Genomic DNA, 16,659 nt, shown 5'->3' with positions numbered 1-16,659 from the left:
ACGCGCAGCCCACGCCCCGCGCAAGCCCATGCCAGCGCGGCCCACGCCCCGCCCAAGCCCATGCCCGCGCAGCCCACGCCCCGCGCAAGCCCATGCCAGCGCGGCCCACGCCCCGCGCAGCCCACGCCCCGCGCAGCCCACGCCCGCGCAGCCAGGCCCGGTGCGGCCCACGCCGCAGCCGCGCGACCCACGCCGCAGGCCGGCGGCCGACGCAGCGAGGCACCGCCGCGAAGCCGCCGTCGCGGCCGCCCGGGCCGGCACCTACCGTCACTTGGGCGGCAACGTCAGCGCGTAGCTCAGGCCGCGCTCCGTCCACCTCGCGACGTCCTCGTGCGCCGCGCACGCCTGGGGCGCGACCGTGATCCAGCCCCGCATCTCCCGGCCGCGCATGACCATCGTGTCGGTGCCGGGCTCGTCGAGCATCGCCTCGGTGTCGGCGGGGTCGGTGCGCACCAGCAGCCCGCCCTTGCCCCGGACCGCGACCGCCATGTTGCCGTTCGCCAGCCAGGCGAGCCCGCCGAACATGCGAACCTCGGTCACGCCCCGACGGCCCCCGAGCACGTCGCGCACCTGCTCCGCCAGTTCCTCGTCGTACGCCACAGACTGATCGTCCCACCCCGAACGGGTCACACGTGGCTACACCGCACGCGGTACTGTGCCGGCCGTGTCACAGATCTGGAGAGTCTCGCTCGCGGGTCGCATCGGCGCGCTGGTCGTTCCCGTTGTCGGCGGTCTCGGTGGCTGGCTGGGCGGCGGGCCGGCCGGCGCCGCCATCGTGGGCCTGCTCGGGCTCGGCGCGTGGTGGCGGTGGGCGATGTGGCCGGCCGTCGAGCTGGCCGGCGACCGCGTCGTGGTCCGCAACCCGCTGGGCACCCGCGAGGTGCCGCTGCGCGAGGTCTCGGAGGTGAGCACGGGATACGGCGGCCTCGCCATCGTGACCCGCGACCGGCAGCGCGTCGTCGCCTGGGCGGTACAGAAGTCGAACGCCGCCACGTGGATGAAGCGCGAGGTCCGCGCGGACCGGGTCGCGGCGGCCATCCGCGCCGCGGCGCGCAAGTCGCCGCGCCGCAAGGGGGCCTGAGCAATGCGCCTCGGCCGGCACTACTGGAACTTCTCGACGCCGGACGACCCGGCGTCGATCGCGCCGACGCTCGCGGAGACCGCGCGCATCGCCGAGGAGGCCGGCTGGACGTGCTACGCGACCGTGAAGGCCGCGACTACGACACCGTCGAGAAGACCGTGATGAACGCGTCATGCCCCGCATCGCCGTCATCTGACCGGTGTGCGGGACGCGCGGCGTCGCCTCCAGACAAAGAGGACGGTCAGGCCACCGGCGACGATGCTGAGTACCGTCGCGCCCGCCGTTATCGCGAACGTCGTGCCCATGATGCGCAAAAGCCGCCCGTTGTCGGGCACCTCGCCCACCGCGAGCATCTTCGCGCCGAGGCCGGTGGGGGCGGTACACCTCAGCTGCGCGGTTCCCGTCGCGTCGGCCACCAGCTCGTACCGCGCCGCCCAGGTCTCGAAGCCCCGGAAGAACGTGAACGTCTTCGCCTCGGTCGTACTGATCGGCGAGTCAGCCACTTTGCCGCTGCAGATGAAGCTGGCCGGGGCGGACTCCGGGCTGACGTACAGGATCACCTTCTCCCCCGCGCGCAGCTCGACCGGCACGGTCTCGCCGTCGCGGAAGGTCTGGCCGAGGTCGGGCAGCGCGTCGTTCCACGATCGCATCCCGGTCACCAGCACCGCCATCGCGCCCGCCAGGCCGAGCACTGTCACCACACCCGCCATGGCATACCAGCCGCGGCTGGGCGAAGCCTTCGTCATGGCCGACATCATGCCGGGCGCTGGGCCACCCGCGCCGCCCCATCCGATCGAACGAACGACGACCGCCGGCAGAACCGCCGGCACGATGACTCCTGCCGGGCATCGTGCCTGTCTCCCGGCATCGCGCGTTGCTTGACTCAGCGCCATGACACCAATTCGGAAAGCGATCAGCCGGACGGTGGTCGTCGGGGCACTGGTCGGTGCGACGGCGCTCGCCGGTCCCGCCTCCGCGCACGTGGAGCCCGGCCAGCCGGGGGCGGCCGAGTCCATCCTCGACATCATCCCGGCACAGACCCTGGACCGAATGGTCGCCCAGGCCCCGCTGGTCGACGCGGCCAATGTCATCCGCACCGCGGTGGAACGCGCGCCGGCACGCGGCTACGCCGGCATCGGGCTGGTCGACGACCACGTCACCCTGTGGTGGAAGGGCGCACCACCGACCGACATCGCCGCAGCGGTCGCGGCCGCCCGCCGCACCGCGCCGGTCGAGGTGGCCAACGCCACCTACTCCCGTACCGAACTGCGCAAGGCGGCCGCCAGGCTCGCCCCGGTGGTGGAAGCCGACCCGGCCGACGCCAGCCACTCGGTCAGGCTGCGCACAGACGGCGCCGGCATCGAAATCGCCGTCGACGACACCGCGGGCACCAAGCTGCCGAAGCTGCCGGTGACCGGTGTCCGTACCAGCTTCGTCGAACGTGACCGGATGGTCGAACGGTCGCGCGCCAACGACTCCGCGCCGTTCGACGGCGGGGCAGGCATCGGGTTCACCACACCCGGGTGTACCGCCGGCTTCGGCGTACGCAACGCCGACACCGACGCCGGTTACATCCTCACCGCCGAACACTGCGGAGCTATCGGCTCGCCCTGGCACGTCGGCTGGAACACGACCACCGGCACCGGCACGCTGGTCGGCTACGCGGTCGACAGCAATGACGACCACGACACGATGATCATTTCGACGTCGGCACCCGGCGACCACATCTACGTCGGCGGTCAGCATGACGAGGTCCGCGCCCAGGTGGTCGGCTGGACCGAGGTCTTCCCCGGCCAGCTGCTGTGCCAGTCCGGGTACACCTCAGCGGGTGAGATCGGCGGTCCCGTCTGCAACCTGCGGGTCGATTACCACTACGACGACATCGAGGACCTCGTCGAGGCCACCCAACTCGACGGCGACGAGTCCGCCCGGGGCGGCGACAGTGGCGGCCCCGTCTACGCCGTCAACGCCGACGGCACCGTGCTCGCCGCCGGTACCACCACCCGGTCGGCCGGCCCGGGCTTCGGGTTCCAGGACTTCGCCACCGCCCGCGACGACTACGGCAACCTCGTGCCAGCGACGGCGATCGCCAGCACCTGCCGGGTCTCCTTCGTCGTCACCGACTCGTGGGGCACCGGCTACACCGCCAGCGTCACCGTCTACAACGACGGGCCGGCCATCAACGGCTGGTCGCTGGGCTGGTCCTTCCCCGGCGGGCAACTCGTCCAGGGCCACTGGAACGGCGTCTTCCAGCAGGCCGGCCCGGCGGTGACCGTCACCAACGAGAACTACAACGCCACCATTCCGACCGGCGGCGCCGTCAACTTCGGCTTCACCGCGAGCGGCTCCCCCGCCACCCCGGCACCGTTCACCCTCAACGGCACCACCTGCAACTGACACCGTCCACCGGCACCTGGCCCCGCCGCATCGCCGGCGGGGCCAGGTGTGTGTCCAATCAGGACTCGGCCAGTTCGCGTCGCAGGGTGGCGCGCAGGGTACGCACCTCCGGGGCGTCCAGTTCGCCGCACCGGTCGAGCGCCCGCTGGAGCAGCGGACGGGCGTCAGCGGCCCGGTCCGGAGCCGCACCGGCCAGCGCCGCGAGCGCGTACAGGGTCTGCGCCTCCCACCACGGGCAGGACAGCGCGGCATACAGGGCCAGGGCCGCCCGCAGCGCCTCGGCCGCCGCGTCGACCTCGCCCAACGCCTGAAGCGCGAGCCCGTACCGGTGGATGGCGCTGGCCTCGCTGAACGTCGCGCCGCACCGGTTGAACACCCGCCGGGCGCGGGCGTACTCGTCAGCGGCGTCCCGCCAACGGCCCATCCCGGCCAGATCCGCCCCGAGACTCATCATCGCGCCGGCTTGGGCAACCGCCGTGCCGGTACTGCTGAGACCGTTGCCCCGGCCGTAGAACGCCAGCACGTCCCGGTGCAACTCGGCCGCCTCGGCGAACCGGCCAAGCGCGGCCAGCGCTCCGCCCTGCGCGCTCATCGCGCTGTGCTCGCCGAGGGCGTACCCGATCTCGCGGAACAGGCCGACGGCCCGGCGACCGTGGTCGATGGCCGACCCGCCGCTGCCAATCCGAATGAGGATCGCGGCCGTATAGGTCAGCGCCCACGCCTCCTCCCGGCGGTCCCCGATCCGCCGGGCCAGTTCCAGCGCCCGACCCAGGGCGGCCAGCCCGTCGGTGTTGCGGTCCCGGCAGAAGTACCGGGCCCAACCCAGGAAGTTCAGCAGCACAGCCTCATCGCGAGGACTGCCCGCGGCCTGGGCCGCGGCCACTCCCAGCGAGAAGATCTCGTCCCAGGAGTGCCGGTGACTGTTGGCGTCGGAGTACCAGTGCAGTGCCCTGGCGACCGCGACCACGTCGGCGTGCCAACCGCGCCGGGCCGCGTCGCGCAGCGCCGCCAGCCAGTTGCCGGACTCCCGATCCAGCCAGGACGCCGCCGCCCGATCGTCGTCGAACGGGGAGTCGGCCCGACAGGCGACCGGTTCGAACATCGCACCGGCCTGCCGGGTACGCCGCAGCAGCCAGCCGACCATCTGATCGTGCGCGCCCGTCCGGCAGGTCTGTTGTTCCTCGGCGTCGAGGCGCTCCTGGGCGTAGAGCCGGACCAGGTCGTGGAACTGGTACCGGTCTCCCATGGTCAGTAGGACACCGGCCTCGACCAGCTCCTCCAGGGCCGCGGCCGCCGTCTCCTCGTCGGTGCCGGCCACGGCGGCGACCAACGCGGGTTCGAAGTCGGTGCCGGGAATCAGCGAGGCCCGCCGGAACACTCGCGCGGTCATCGGGTCCAGTTGCCGGTACGAGACCTCGAACGCGGACCGGACGCCCAGGTCTCCAGCGGTCAGCACGGTCAGCCGCCGACGCTGGTCGCGGAGCTGGTCCACCAGCCAACCGACCGACCATTGTGGTCGGCTGGCGAGGCGGTTGCCGGCGATCCGGACGGCCAGCGGCAGCCGGCCGCAGAGCTTGACGAGTTGGTCGGCGGCGGCCGGCTCGGCCGCGATCCGGTCGGCACCGACGATCGCCGCGAGCAGCAGTCGACCAGCCGCCGGGGTGAGCAGGTCGAGCGGCTGGCGGACCGCACCGGCAAGACCGGTCAGCGGACGCCGGCAGGTGACCAGCGCGAGGCATCCCCGCCCGGCCGGCAGCAGTGGGCGTACCTGTGCTTCGTTCGCGGCGTTGTCCAGGACCACCAGCAGTGGCCGGTCCCGGGTGAGAGTGCGGAACAGACCGCCCCGCTCAGCCGGCGACACCGGCACCCGGCTGTCCGGCACCCCGAGCGACCGCAGCAGCCCGGCCAGCGCCTCGGCCGGGTCGACGGGTCCGTCCGGCGAGGCGCCCTGCAGGTCGACGAAGAGCTGTCCGCCGGTGAAGGCCGGGCTGAGTCGATGTCCGGCCGCGACGGCGAGGCTGGTCTTGCCGATCCCCGGCGGCCCGTGCAGCACCACCACCGAGGCGGTGTCCGACCGCCCGGCGGTGACGTCGGCGGCCAGCGTCGAGAGCCGTTCCAGGATCTCCGCCCGGCCGGCCAGGTCCGGAACGGCGGCGGGCAGTTCACCGGGTACGACCAGCGCCGGGCGGTCGTGCGGCACCGTCACGCGGTCGTGCAACTGCCGCTCGGCCCGGGCCAGGGCGACGAAGCGGTCGCGGTCCGCCCCGGCCAGCCGCAGGGCGTCGGCGAGCAGCGCCACCGTCCGTCGTTGTGGGCTGCGCACCCGGCCGCGTTCCATCTCCCTGATGCCGCGGACGCTTGAACCGGCCGCCTCGGCAAGCTCCTCCTGGGTCAGCCCTTGCTCCAAGCGGAGAGTCCTGAGTAGACCTCCGAACTGGTCACGCTGCACCTGACCTATGGGCATGCTCCCCCAACCACCCAACGCCCGCACTTACGTAACGTGCGTCGATGCTCCCATGTGGGTGACGAGGAACAGACCACTGTGTACAGAGTGTGAGCATCGCTACACGTCTTCGACGCTGCGCAACTGCTCCCGCGAGGGGTATCCGCACAGCTCGACGAGGTCGCCGGTCGCCGCGATGAACGCTTCGTAGATGTCGTCGTCGAAATGGTTACGCCAGTCTCCGGCCTGCCCCTTGCGGTAGTGCGAAAGGGTCCCGGCGTCCCCGCCGCGCTTCCGGGAGAAGCTGTGCCGGTCGAGCAGGGCCTCCAACTCCGGTGGTGGGATGGAGATCCCGCAGTGCCGCATCAGTTCGGCCATCTCGTCCGTCTGATGCTCGCCAATCAGATCCTCGTATCGGAACAGGCGGAAGGTTTCGTCGCTCGGCGCCGTCACCCACCCGCGAAGCTGGGTGAAAAGCCACGTCTCTTTGAGGTGGCCGATGACGTGAATCATCCCCTCCTTGAACGGCAGTTCCTGGAGAACCTTCCGGTGCTCCAGGATGTCGCCCATCGGGGTGTGTGAACCGCGAAGCGAAAAGTAACTTGAGACGACGATGTCGCGCGGATCCCGCATGATGAAGAACGCGCGGTGATTTTCGGGCTTGCGGATGGCGCTGAAGCGCTTGTAGGAGATGAACAGCGACGAGGCCACGCGGCCGGGCGGGATCGCATCGGGATAGCGCCGCCGGTGCACGCGCTGGTCGAAGGGCAGCAATCCGGAGTAGCGATACACGACCGGGTCGTGGAGCAGGGCCTTCACCCATTGGCTGGCCGTCTTGCGCAGCGTGCAGTGATAGACGGCGTCGTATTCGCATCGGGTGGCCACGGGCACCGTCAGGCGGCTCCTGACGTTTCGGCCTTCGAGCATCGCCCATCTTGCGGCCACGCGCACGGAGCTGGGCGTGTGGTGCTTGGCGAAGGTCAACCCACGATTGATCAGCGTCTTAGCCCCTATCCGTGATCCGATGCAGGGGAGCAGTCACCTCAGGGTTGCGATAATGGTGCACGGGATCGCGCCGGTCAACCTCCCCGACGATCCGTAGCCGGGCTCTCACCAGGCGTGCGGAGACCGCTCCCCTCCAACCCGCCCGCCGCGGGCGTGTAGATAAGTGGAGGTGGTGATGGACGCCGAGGAGTCGTTCAACGCGTATGTGCGGGCCCGAGGTCCCGGACTGTTCCGCGTCGCGTTTTTGCTCACCGGTGACCATCACCTGGCAGAGGACCTCGTGCAGCAGGCACTGCTCCGGGTGGTCGGTCGCTGGCCTCGGGTGGCGGCGGCCGGCGACCCGGACGTCTACGTGCGCCGCGTCCTCTACCACGAGCACATCTCCTGGTGGCGGCGGCGCCTGCGCCGGGTCGCGGAGGTGCCCGAGGTCGGCGACGTCCCCGGCACCGACCGCAGCGACGACATCGTCGTAGCGGTCGCGGTGCGGCGTGCGCTGGCGCGGCTCGGGGCGCGCCAGCGCGCCGTGCTGGTGCTGCGCTACTTCGAGGATCTCAGCGAGGCGCGCACGGCCGAGGTCCTCGGCATGCGGGTCGGCACCGTCAAGAGCCAGGCGCGCGATGGCCTGGCTCGGCTGCGGCAGTTGGCACCGGAACTGTCCGACCGGATCGGCGCGGGGAGGGCACGATGACCGAAACCAAGGTCGCGCAGGCCATGCGTACCATCGCCGACGAGGTCGCGGTGCCGTCACTGCCCGCCGACCTCTGGCGGCGCGGACGCCGCAGGCACCGGCGGCGTCTTGCCACCACGGCCGCCGTCGCGGCCGCGCTCGCCGTCGTCTCATTTTCCTTGGTACGCGGACAGCCTCACCGGGTCGCCCCTGCCGACTCGCCGCCCCGGGTGCCGTCCACTGTGTACGCCCCGCTGCCGTTTCAGCGCACCGTGCGACAGGATCCGGCCGGCCCGGCGGCTCTGATAGTCACCGGCGAGGGGGCGTTCCGCGGCAGCGACGCGTTCGGCGGGTACGAAGGGCGCACCGTCGTGGTGAGCCGCGACGGCCGCTACCGGCTCGTCGACGGCGTCGGCGAGGTCGAGGCGGGCCAGGACGCGCACCTCTCCCCCGACGGCCGGTACCTGGCCGTCGCCGGCGCGGTCGACGGCGTGGAGGACACGTCGTTCGACGCGACGTCGCTGGTGGACCTGACAACCGGCCAGGTCCGGGTGTTCGACGGTGGCTCGCCCACAGCGTGGTCGCCAGACGGCCAACACCTGCTGCTCCACGGCGACCACGCCCTGACCCTTGTGGACATCCGCTCCGGAGCGAACCGCCTCCTCCGCAAGCTCTCGGCCCAGACACCCGCCGACGCACAGGTGGCGGTCTCCCCTGACGGCACCCGGCTCGCGATCCAGCACGCCGCCAAACTGGACGTGATCGACCTCGCCACCGGCACCCAAGCCGCCTCCGTGAACCTCGGGCCCTTCCTCCAACTCGCCGGACCGGGCGCGTGGACCCCGGACGGCCGGATCGCGATCTGGGACCCGGGCGGCAGCTGCGCCGAGAGCTGCGACCGGAATCTGGTCGAGGCGACATTCCGGCTGGCCTTCGTCGACCTGTCTTCGGGCGACGCCCAGAACGGGCCCGCCGTCGACGAGGTGACCAGCCGCGCGCCCCGCCTGCTCGGCTGGCAACCGGATGGCAGCACGATCGTCGAGACGTTCCGCAAGAACCTGGGCCCGCAGGTCGTCGCGCTGCGACCGGGCGGCGGCCAGCGCCTGCTGATCGACATGCCGTCCCAGGCACACCACGTCGACATCGCGGCCAACCTGCTGTCCGATGGCCGCTTCGGAGCGCCGCCACCGTCACTGGGTGACCGGGTCCTGGACTGGCTTGCCGGGCTCGTCCCGCGGCTTCTGCAACTGTGCGGCGTCATCATCGTCGTGGCGGCGATAATCTGGTATCGGCGGCGCCGCCGGGCTTGAGATCCTCTCCGGGTGTGGAGCCGCAGTTTCCGCGCGCTGTGGTCCGCGCGAGCCGTGTCGTATCTCGGCGACTCCATGGGCCTCGTGGCGCTGCTGCTCTACACGCAGGGCTCGGAGGGTGAGGCCCTCGCGGTGGCGCTGCTGCTGCTCGCGGGCGACTGCGTGCCGGGGCTGTTCGGCCCGTTCACCGGCGTGGTCGGCGACCGCTTCGACCTGAGGCGGGTGATGGTGGCGTGCGAGCTGGCGCAGGGTGCGATCGTGCTGTCCATCGCGTTGACGACGCCAGGGCTGCCGGTCCTGCTGCTGCTCGTCGCGCTGCGCGGGCTCGCGGCGCAGGTCTTCCAGGCCGCCTCTCGCAGCGCGGTACCGTCGCTTGTGGACGACGCGCACCTGGCGCGGGCCAACGCCGCCCTGGGTGCGGGCACCTACGGTCTCGAAGCGCTCGGACCGCTCGTGGCGGCCGCGCTCATCCCGCTCGTCGGCGTGCGCGGCGTACTCGCCGTCGACGCGGTCACGTTCGCGGTCTCCGCGTTGCTGCTCACGCTCCTGCCCCGGCTGCGCGCCACCGAGACCCACGAGGTCGCGCGGGGTTTCCTCGCCGCGTCGTGGGAAGGCGTGCGGTACATGGCCCACACGCCCGTGGTACGGGCCGTGGCGGTGGGTTTCGTGGCGGTCGTCGCGTTCAACGGCGTCGACGACGTCGCTGTGGTGTTCCTGGCCAAGGACACGCTGGGCGGCTCGGACTCGGCGGCCGCGCTGGTGTACGCGGGCGTCGGCATCGGCCTCGCGGCCGGTTACCCGCTGCTGACCCGGTACGCCGGCCGCGCACCCGCGATCGCGTTGATACTGGCCGGTTTCGCCGTCAACAGCGCCGGAAACCTGGTGACCGGGCTCGCCTGGGCGGTGTGGGCGGCACTGGCGCTACAGGTCATCCGCGGGCTCGGCATCAGCGCGCTCGACGTTGGCGTCAACACCGAGTTGCAGCGCACGGTGCCACCCGGCTTGCTGAGCCGGGTGTTCGGCAACCTGTACGGCGCGGTGGGTCTGGCCGCCGGATTCTCGTACGTGTTCGGCGGCGTGCTGCTCGACCGCACCGACGCGCGCGTGACCTTCGTGGTGGCCGGAACAGGGGGCCTTGTCGCGACCGTCCTGACTGGACTCGCCTTGCGCAAGCGCCGGTAGTTCAATTTTCCCTCAAGACTTCACCGGGCCCGGACCTACAACCTCACGGCCACACTTACATTCATGTCACCCAATATAGGGAGGCCACGAATGTTCAGAAGACTCCTCAAGGCTGCTCTCACCCTGTTGGTCGCGATCCCCCTCGTAGTCGCCGTGACGCCGAACTCCGCTTCCGCTTCCGGCAACGGGTACGTCTGGGCGTGCTGGATCGAGCCGGGCGAGATCATCAACGGCGGATGCGGCACGTTCTACCAGAACGGCGAGATCGTCCTCGCCCGCGACAACCGGGCCGACGGCTGGGGCACCCGCGCCCAGATCCAGAAGCTGCTGCCTGACTCCAGCGGCGTCCTCCACTGGGTCAACCACAGCAGCGCCTGCTTCGACGACACCAGCACCGGCAACACCGCCAACGGCGGCATGTCCTGCAACTACTCCATCAACGAGGGCGTCAAGGTCCGGCTCCACGTCTGGGCGTCGAACAGCGGCGTGTACAAGTGGCACGTCTACAGTCCGAGCATCGAGGCGTAGCAAGGGGCCTAGCGCAGGACGAGGACGTCGTAGTAGTCGAGACGGTCGACGGTCACCCTCAGCTTGCCCTGCCGGCAGGAGAACGCCGGCGACTTCGACCCTGGGAAGTCGGGCGAGACCATGGTGACCCGCCGCGGGCAGGATCGCAGGTCGGCTTCGACGAGGAAGCCGGCCTGCGCGATGATGCCGCGGTCGTAGTTGTGGTTGACCAGGTGCAGTGTGCGCGTGCCGGTGCCGCGCCGCACGAGCAGGCTCCCCGCCACGTTGGCCGCGCCGACCCGCACCGCCTCGGTCCCGACCCGGTTCTCGCGGAACAGCGAACGGTGTCCCTTGTAGAACGCGGTGTACGACTGGAAGAACTCCAGCATCCCTGACTGTTCGGCCGTCGGGCTGCCGACCGTGTCCTTGAGATGGAACGCCGGGAAGAGCCCGTTGGCGTACGCCTCGGCACCGAAGATCCGCCAGTAGTCCTTCTTCTCGGCGAGCGGCAGGTTGAGATAGTTGGTCATCATGTCGTTCGGCCAGTCGATGAACACGACGGCCGGCACGTCGCCCGCGATCCGCGCGTTCTTCTCCTTCAGGTATCGGTAGTTCGCCTGCAGCGACTTGGCGCCGTTCAGGTGACCGTCGATGACCGGTACGTAGTCGGCGCCCCGGAAATCCGGCGTCTGCTCGTCCGGATTCCACGGGTACATGCCGATGCTGTTGAAGTCCACATAGGGCCAGAGCCCGTTTGAGCTGATGAGGATCTCGCGGTGGGCGGTCCGCCGCGCGTACGCCCGCAACTCGTCGACCATCGCTTTCCAGTACCGCCGGAGGTATGTCGCCGTGAACGAGCTGTCGTCGGCGTACATGCGGTTGGCGGTCACGCGTCCCCACTCGGCGGCGAGGGGGTTGGCGGCCGCGAGCGGGTTCAGGTTCCAGCCGCCGGCGCGCAGGTAGTCGCGGTAGTTGAAGTTGTCGTCGAGGTCGCCGGGCGGCACGTCGGCCAGTACCAGATTGTCGTCCGTCATCCCGAAGCGCGACTTCCAGTCGGCGGCCGTGTAGGTCGGGTATTTGGCCAGGAGGTACCGGTTGAAGTCGGCGATGGCGTAGTCGTCGAAGCCTTCGTTGCCGTTGAAGCCGTACTTCTGGCCGCCGCTGAAGCCAGCGTTGATCTCGTCGAGGTTGAGCCCGTCGACGCCCCCGTCGATCTGGATCTTCGCCCAACCGAGCAGGTACCGCCGGTACGCGGGATTGAAGATGTTGCCGCGGCGCGCCGGCGTGGGGAATCCGAACTCGTCGTGCGGCACCGGGTTGCCGTCGGCGTCGCGGGTCGACATGTCGTCGAAGATCTCGATGCTGGCGAAGTCGTGCGGGAAGATGACGCTGGCCGTGCCGCTGCCCATGAACGCGATGCCCTGCGCGCGGTATCGCCCGATCTGAGCGAAGTTGTAGTCGGCCGCCTCGTCGCCGCTGGTCGACCACTTGCCGATGGCCCGGATGTTGATGTCGGGGTCGAGCTGGTAGACCTGCGGGTCCTCCTGCTCCACATCGGACTGGCTGAAGGCGTACACGGTGAAGTCGGCGGGGCGGACCCGGCCACTGCCGGCGGCGGCCACGGCCGGCTGTGCCGGCACCGCCAGGACGAGCGTGAGAGCACACACTGACCAGCGCATGCCGCTCACGATATAGCGAATTGTCGATCTCCATGCCTCCGCCGAACGGCTCGATGAACCAATCGATGCACTTTCGATGAACGCCCACGGGGACGCTTACCGTCACCGAAGGGAGCATCCTATGGACGCCACGATCAGCGGCCCGGTCCTCGGTGGCGTACTGACCCACGCCGACCTGTTCGGCTCGTCGTGGCGCGCGGCGTTCCTGGTCAACGTCCCGCTGTCGCTGGCGGTACTGGCCATCGCGCCGGCGCTGGCCGAAGACCGGGCGCCGCGCACGAACCGCCACCTGATCGAGTTCAGCCTGTTCAGGCATCGGGTCTTTCCCGCCGCGCTGGCCACGTCGACGCTGTTCTTCGGGGTCACCACGGGGCTGAGCCTGGTCGTCATCCTGCACGCCCAACTGGGTACCGGTGCGAGCGTGCTGGCCTCGGCACTCGTCCTGCTGCCATGGATGGTCGGGATGGGCGTCGCGTCCCTGGTGGCCGGCGCTCGCCTCGCCGCCCGGTACGGGGACCGGCTGATGTTCGCCGGCCTGGCCGTGGTGCTGTGCGGCGTACTGTCAGCGGCCGCCGCCTACCGCACGGCGGCGCTGGCACCGCTACTCGCGGCGCTGGCCGTCGTCGGGGTCGGCGTGGGCCTGTTCACGACGGCGTTCTTCACCGCCGCGCTGCACGTGGTCCAGCCGCGAGAGGTCGGGTCGGCGGCCGGCCTGCTCAACACCGTGCAGCAGCTCGGCGCCACGCTCGGCGTTCAGCTGCTCAGCAGCGTCTACCTCCACGCCAGCGGGTCGGCGGCCGGCGCCCGCGTCGCGTTTTTGGTCGCCGCCGCCCTCCTAGCCGCCGCCGCGATGGCCGCGACCCCCATGATCACGCCCCGATCACGGGAGGGCGTGGGCCAGCGGTAGCGGGGTCGGCTGGTCGGGCCAGGTGCCGGTCAGCGCGGGCCCCGCCGGCACCGGCCCCGGTGCGAGACGTCGGATCAGGGCCAGCTGCACGCCTTCGGTCTCGATCAGCGTCGGGTCCTCGTCGACGACCCGCCGGATCGCGCCCACGGCCGGGACGTCCGGCGAGACGGAAGCCGCCGCCACCGCCATCGACGGCTCGCGGCGCACCATCTCGCCGTCGACCTCCACATACTCCTCGGCGAAGCCCACACCGGTGAAGACGATCCTGGCCAGCAACGGGGCGTAGACCGGGTCGCCCGTCGCGTCGTACACCCACCGGATGCCCAGCACCGAGTGCTCCGTGGTGCCGACCAGGAACGACTCCGCGCCATCCAGGGGCGCACCGCGATAGGTGAGCGGCACCTGGTACACGATGCCGCTGCCGTCGCCGACGAGCATGGTTTCGATGCCGACCTCGCCCTCCGGGTCGTCGAACCGGTATCCCGCGACGCGCGTGAGCTCCGCACCCGCCTTGCCCTCGTACCAGCGCCGGGCCGGCAGCCATTCCGCCAGGAGCTCGAGCTTGGTGGGTCGCAGTGTCGCCTTGTGGATCAACGCCATGCGGCCATCGTACGAGCCTCGCCGGCCCGGCGAGACCCGCGGGCACACACCACCCGGCGCTAGATTCGATGCATGAAAATCGGCGAGCTCGCGCGGCTGACCGGTGCGAGCGTCCGCGCGCTGCGCTACTACGAGGAGGAAGGGCTGATCCGGCCCGGCCGCCGCGGCAACGGCTACCGTGACTTCGACCGCGGGGCGGTGGAGGTGGTCCGGCAGATCCGCGGCCTGATCGACGCCGGCCTGCCGACCCGGATCATCCGCGACATCCTGCCCTACCTGGACGGCCCGGCGGACCTGATGCCGCAGGTCCCGTGCGAGCACATGCTCCACCAGGTTGCGGAGCAGCGCGAGCAGCTCGACCGGCGGATCGCCTGCCTGACCCGCAACCGCGACGCCATCGACGCCTACCTGCGAGCCGCCCGCACGGCCGCTCTCGCCGAAGACGCCACCCACGCCCCGTGATCAGGGCGTCCCTCAAGTCGCCCTGACGGCTTGAGGGACGCCCTGATCACGATGGTTCAGACGCGGTAGTAGCCCGTGAGGTCGACGATGAGGCGGCTGGTGCCGCTCTGGCCGCCCTGGTAGATACCGATCGTCCCGCTGTTCACGACGCCCACCGTCGTGCCGACCGCCGAGGTCTGGCCGGCGCCGCCCCACGCGACGTTGGAGGTGGCGGGCCTTTGGTGCCCCCCATGCGACACGGTCAGGTATCCGGCGCCTTGCGTGTCGGTCACCGTGACGTTGATGTGCACGGCGTGCACGCCCTGGCCGAGCGGAACCGGCAGGGTAAGCGATTGCTGCACCCCGGTCTCGATCGTGCTGTCGAGGACGCGCCGCGGTGTGATCGGCACGAACTCGCCCGGCGCGGGATCGTAGGTCATCCGGACGCCCGTCAGGACGTCGCCCGCGTCGAGTAGGCAGGTCAGGTAGGTGGCCTCGCCGCGGCTGGTGTCGACGGGCAGGGAATGGGTTCCGGTGACGACCGCCGGAGTCCCGTTGACGGTGACACCCCTCGCCGTCACGCTGCGCGTCTGTAGCGTGACCGCGCGACCGTCCACCGGCCGGACGAAGAACGTGGCCGTGGCGTTGGTGGCCTCGTCCGGCACGTCGAGCCGGACGTAGAACCACTCGGGGTAGTTGACGACCGTGATGCCCCGGACGGTGCCGTCACCGACCGGCACGTCGACCCAGGCCCATGGGATATCGGTCATCGGCCGGAAATCGGAGGCGGAGATGGATGCGTACACGGTGCCTCCCTCAGGCCGACAGGTGGTAGCCGAGCAGGTCGACGATGACGTGCGTGTTGCCGGTGCCGCCGGTGGTCAGCGCCACCTGGCGGTTGCTGCCCAGGCCGACCGTCGTGCTGTTGGCGATGGTCTGCCCGGACGCGGTCCAGTTGACCGTCGAGGTGCCACCGGTGCTGCCGCCAGCCGGGTAACCGGCCAGCCATCCGCCGCCGGTCGTGCCGGTCAGCGTCAGGTTGAGCGCCACCGCGGTGACGTTGTCCGGCAGGTCGTCGAAGGCGACGGTCCGGATCTGCCCTGGCGTGACGATGCCGCCGGTCTGCCGCGTGTCGAGCCGGCGCTGCGCCGCGATCGGCACGAAATGCCGGCTGGCGACCGGGGTGTAGACGACCTCAGCGCCGTAGACGGCGCCGCTGGGCGGCAGATCGGCGGCGATGCGGAGCGGTGGATTCCCATACGGGATGGTGACCGGGAACACCACAAACTCCTCGATGCCGTTGGTCGCGACCGTGCCCTGGCTCAGCACGGTCACCTCACCGGTGCTCACATCGGTCGACTCGAGCCGAACCGTCGCCGGACCGGCCCCGGACCGCACCCGTACCCGCACCGTGGTGATGGTGCTGCCCGCCGGCAACCGCACCGGCGCGACGAGCACGCCGCCAAATCCGGCGGCAGGGCCCCGACCGAACCGGCCGGTGGTCGGCCGCACCTCGACGTATCCGGCGGCCGATTCGAGCGGCCAGAAGTCGAGATAGCCGACCACCTCGGTCCTCGGCCCCGGCGCGGCGACGTCGGTCGGTATCGGCGGTGCCGCGGTCGCCGCCGAGCCGGTCGCGAGCACCGCCGTGCCCGACACGAGCGTGCCGGCGCCGACGACGCCCAGCCCGCCGATCACCCGGCGCCGGCTGAGAGCGCGCGAATCCGCATGAGTGTCCATCATGGTCCTTCCCGACGTGATCCACATTGATCCGCACTCAAGGTCGCACAGCGGCGCAAGCTCCTCAGTGGGACGCGAGCACCTCAGTGGTACGCCAGCTCCTCAGTAGGCCGTGCCGCGACAAAACGCTCCACCGCTATGATCCGTGATCGTGACCAATCCCCAAGGCGGATACCTGCGCATTTTCACGAAGTACCACTGGATGGCGTTCATGCTGGCGTTGTTCGCGCCCAAGGCCGTCATCAACGGACACACGGTGCCCCTCAAATGGGGAGAGAACGTAATCCCCATGCCGTTCGGCACCCACCACATCGAGATCTTCGTGCCATACCTGTGGAAGTTCGGTTCGGCCACGATCGCCGTCGACAACACCCAATACGCGCCGACAATCCACTACGCCGCACCGGTTTGGGCGTTTGGCAACGGCGCGATCGGATTCGAGCCGCAGAAGCACCCGGGTCTGACCGCCGCCTACGTCCTGTATGGCGTACTCGCGGCCGTCATCGTGCTGTGCTGCTGCGGCTCCTTCCTGCTCAGCCTCGCAGACAACAGCTGAGACGGTCCAGCACGAGCCGGCCCATCTGGTCCGCCCCGTACTCGGAGAAGTGGGTGTTGTCGCGGAGTTCGGTATACAGGTACAGCGATTTGGAAGCCTCCGGGCCCAGGCCCTGCACCAGCGCGGCGCTGTCCGCCGTCAGGT

The 16,659-nt window shown here is 70.5% G+C and carries 18 protein-coding genes; 10 read left to right on the top strand and 8 right to left on the bottom strand.

Going from position 1 to position 16,659, the window contains the following annotated elements; all coding sequences use genetic code 11:
- Positions 1 to 267: 267 nt before the first annotated feature.
- A complete protein-coding gene (locus tag QMG73_RS36935; protein WP_281903605.1) occupies positions 268 to 600 on the bottom strand; it encodes a TfoX/Sxy family protein in 333 nt (110 codons plus the stop codon).
- Between the two features lie 64 nt (positions 601 to 664).
- Here QMG73_RS36935 and QMG73_RS36930 point away from each other — a divergent pair, with 64 nt between their 5' ends.
- Together QMG73_RS36930 and QMG73_RS36925 are read left to right on the top strand one after the other, a co-directional pair.
- On the top strand, positions 665 to 1,081 hold the full coding sequence (locus QMG73_RS36930; protein ID WP_281903604.1) for a PH domain-containing protein: 417 nt from the start codon (positions 665 to 667) through the stop codon (positions 1,079 to 1,081).
- A gap of 3 nt (positions 1,082 to 1,084) precedes the next feature.
- A complete protein-coding gene (locus tag QMG73_RS36925) occupies positions 1,085 to 1,243 on the top strand; it encodes a hypothetical protein (RefSeq protein ID WP_281903603.1) in 159 nt (52 codons plus the stop codon).
- A gap of 26 nt (positions 1,244 to 1,269) precedes the next feature.
- Here the strand turns inward: QMG73_RS36925 and QMG73_RS36920 are convergent, their stop codons facing one another.
- On the bottom strand, positions 1,270 to 1,827 hold the full coding sequence (locus tag QMG73_RS36920) for a hypothetical protein (protein WP_281903601.1): 558 nt from the start codon (positions 1,825 to 1,827) through the stop codon (positions 1,270 to 1,272).
- Between the two features lie 145 nt (positions 1,828 to 1,972).
- On the opposite strand from QMG73_RS36920, the gene QMG73_RS36915 reads away from it, so the two are divergent.
- Positions 1,973 to 3,478, top strand: coding sequence for a cellulose binding domain-containing protein (locus QMG73_RS36915; RefSeq protein WP_281903600.1), 1,506 nt, complete (start codon positions 1,973 to 1,975; stop codon positions 3,476 to 3,478).
- Between the two features lie 58 nt (positions 3,479 to 3,536).
- Here the strand turns inward: QMG73_RS36915 and QMG73_RS36910 are convergent, their stop codons facing one another.
- Positions 3,537 to 5,942, bottom strand: a complete 2,406-nt coding sequence (locus QMG73_RS36910; protein ID WP_281903599.1) for an ATP-binding protein — start codon at positions 5,940 to 5,942, stop codon at positions 3,537 to 3,539.
- A gap of 99 nt (positions 5,943 to 6,041) precedes the next feature.
- The gene (locus tag QMG73_RS36905) at positions 6,042 to 6,920 is read right to left on the bottom strand and encodes a sulfotransferase domain-containing protein (protein ID WP_281903637.1); all 879 of its coding nucleotides are present in this window, start codon (positions 6,918 to 6,920) and stop codon (positions 6,042 to 6,044) included.
- Positions 6,921 to 7,101: 181 nt separating this feature from the next.
- On the opposite strand from QMG73_RS36905, the gene QMG73_RS36900 reads away from it, so the two are divergent.
- From QMG73_RS36900 to QMG73_RS36885, 4 genes are all read left to right on the top strand, one after another.
- The gene (locus QMG73_RS36900; RefSeq protein ID WP_281903598.1) at positions 7,102 to 7,614 is read left to right on the top strand and encodes a SigE family RNA polymerase sigma factor; all 513 of its coding nucleotides are present in this window, start codon (positions 7,102 to 7,104) and stop codon (positions 7,612 to 7,614) included.
- The gene (locus QMG73_RS36895) at positions 7,611 to 8,903 is read left to right on the top strand and encodes a WD40 repeat domain-containing protein (protein WP_281903597.1); all 1,293 of its coding nucleotides are present in this window, start codon (positions 7,611 to 7,613) and stop codon (positions 8,901 to 8,903) included. Before QMG73_RS36900 ends, QMG73_RS36895 begins: the two co-directional genes overlap by 4 nt.
- Positions 8,904 to 8,915: 12 nt before the next feature.
- Complete coding sequence (locus QMG73_RS36890) at positions 8,916 to 10,085, top strand: MFS transporter (protein WP_281903595.1); 1,170 nt, start codon at positions 8,916 to 8,918, stop codon at positions 10,083 to 10,085.
- 90 nt (positions 10,086 to 10,175) lie between these two features.
- On the top strand, positions 10,176 to 10,613 hold the full coding sequence (locus QMG73_RS36885) for a hypothetical protein (protein ID WP_281903594.1): 438 nt from the start codon (positions 10,176 to 10,178) through the stop codon (positions 10,611 to 10,613).
- 8 nt (positions 10,614 to 10,621) lie between these two features.
- Here the strand turns inward: QMG73_RS36885 and QMG73_RS36880 are convergent, their stop codons facing one another.
- Positions 10,622 to 12,271, bottom strand: coding sequence for a hypothetical protein (locus QMG73_RS36880; RefSeq protein ID WP_281903593.1), 1,650 nt, complete (start codon positions 12,269 to 12,271; stop codon positions 10,622 to 10,624).
- 121 nt (positions 12,272 to 12,392) lie between these two features.
- Between QMG73_RS36880 and QMG73_RS36875 the strand changes: the two genes are divergently transcribed.
- Positions 12,393 to 13,178 carry an MFS transporter gene (locus QMG73_RS36875; protein ID WP_281903592.1) on the top strand — a complete coding sequence of 262 codons (786 nt, stop codon included), beginning with the start codon at positions 12,393 to 12,395 and terminating at the stop codon, positions 13,176 to 13,178.
- Here the strand turns inward: QMG73_RS36875 and QMG73_RS36870 are convergent.
- Entirely contained in the window at positions 13,152 to 13,778 is a 627-nt protein-coding gene (locus QMG73_RS36870) for a CG0192-related protein (protein WP_281903591.1), read from the bottom strand. The two genes, QMG73_RS36875 and QMG73_RS36870, sit on opposite strands and share 27 nt — an antisense overlap.
- Before the next feature lie 72 nt (positions 13,779 to 13,850).
- On the opposite strand from QMG73_RS36870, the gene QMG73_RS36865 reads away from it, so the two are divergent.
- Positions 13,851 to 14,240 carry a MerR family transcriptional regulator gene (locus QMG73_RS36865; protein WP_281903590.1) on the top strand — a complete coding sequence of 130 codons (390 nt, stop codon included), beginning with the start codon at positions 13,851 to 13,853 and terminating at the stop codon, positions 14,238 to 14,240.
- Positions 14,241 to 14,296: 56 nt separating this feature from the next.
- Here the strand turns inward: QMG73_RS36865 and QMG73_RS36860 are convergent, their stop codons facing one another.
- Positions 14,297 to 15,025: a hypothetical protein gene (locus QMG73_RS36860; protein WP_281903589.1), complete on the bottom strand. Its 729-nt coding sequence runs from the start codon at positions 15,023 to 15,025 to the stop codon at positions 14,297 to 14,299.
- 10 nt (positions 15,026 to 15,035) lie between these two features.
- Positions 15,036 to 15,962 carry a hypothetical protein gene (locus QMG73_RS36855; protein WP_281903588.1) on the bottom strand — a complete coding sequence of 309 codons (927 nt, stop codon included), beginning with the start codon at positions 15,960 to 15,962 and terminating at the stop codon, positions 15,036 to 15,038.
- Positions 15,963 to 16,110: 148 nt separating this feature from the next.
- Between QMG73_RS36855 and QMG73_RS36850 the strand changes: the two genes are divergently transcribed.
- Positions 16,111 to 16,515 carry a hypothetical protein gene (locus tag QMG73_RS36850; RefSeq protein ID WP_281903587.1) on the top strand — a complete coding sequence of 135 codons (405 nt, stop codon included), beginning with the start codon at positions 16,111 to 16,113 and terminating at the stop codon, positions 16,513 to 16,515.
- Positions 16,516 to 16,659 lie beyond the last annotated feature (144 nt).

The organism is Phytohabitans aurantiacus (assembly GCF_027923225.1).
In the GTDB taxonomy this organism is placed as follows: domain Bacteria; phylum Actinomycetota; class Actinomycetes; order Mycobacteriales; family Micromonosporaceae; genus Phytohabitans; species Phytohabitans aurantiacus.
This window is presented reverse-complemented; position numbering and strand designations above follow the sequence as displayed.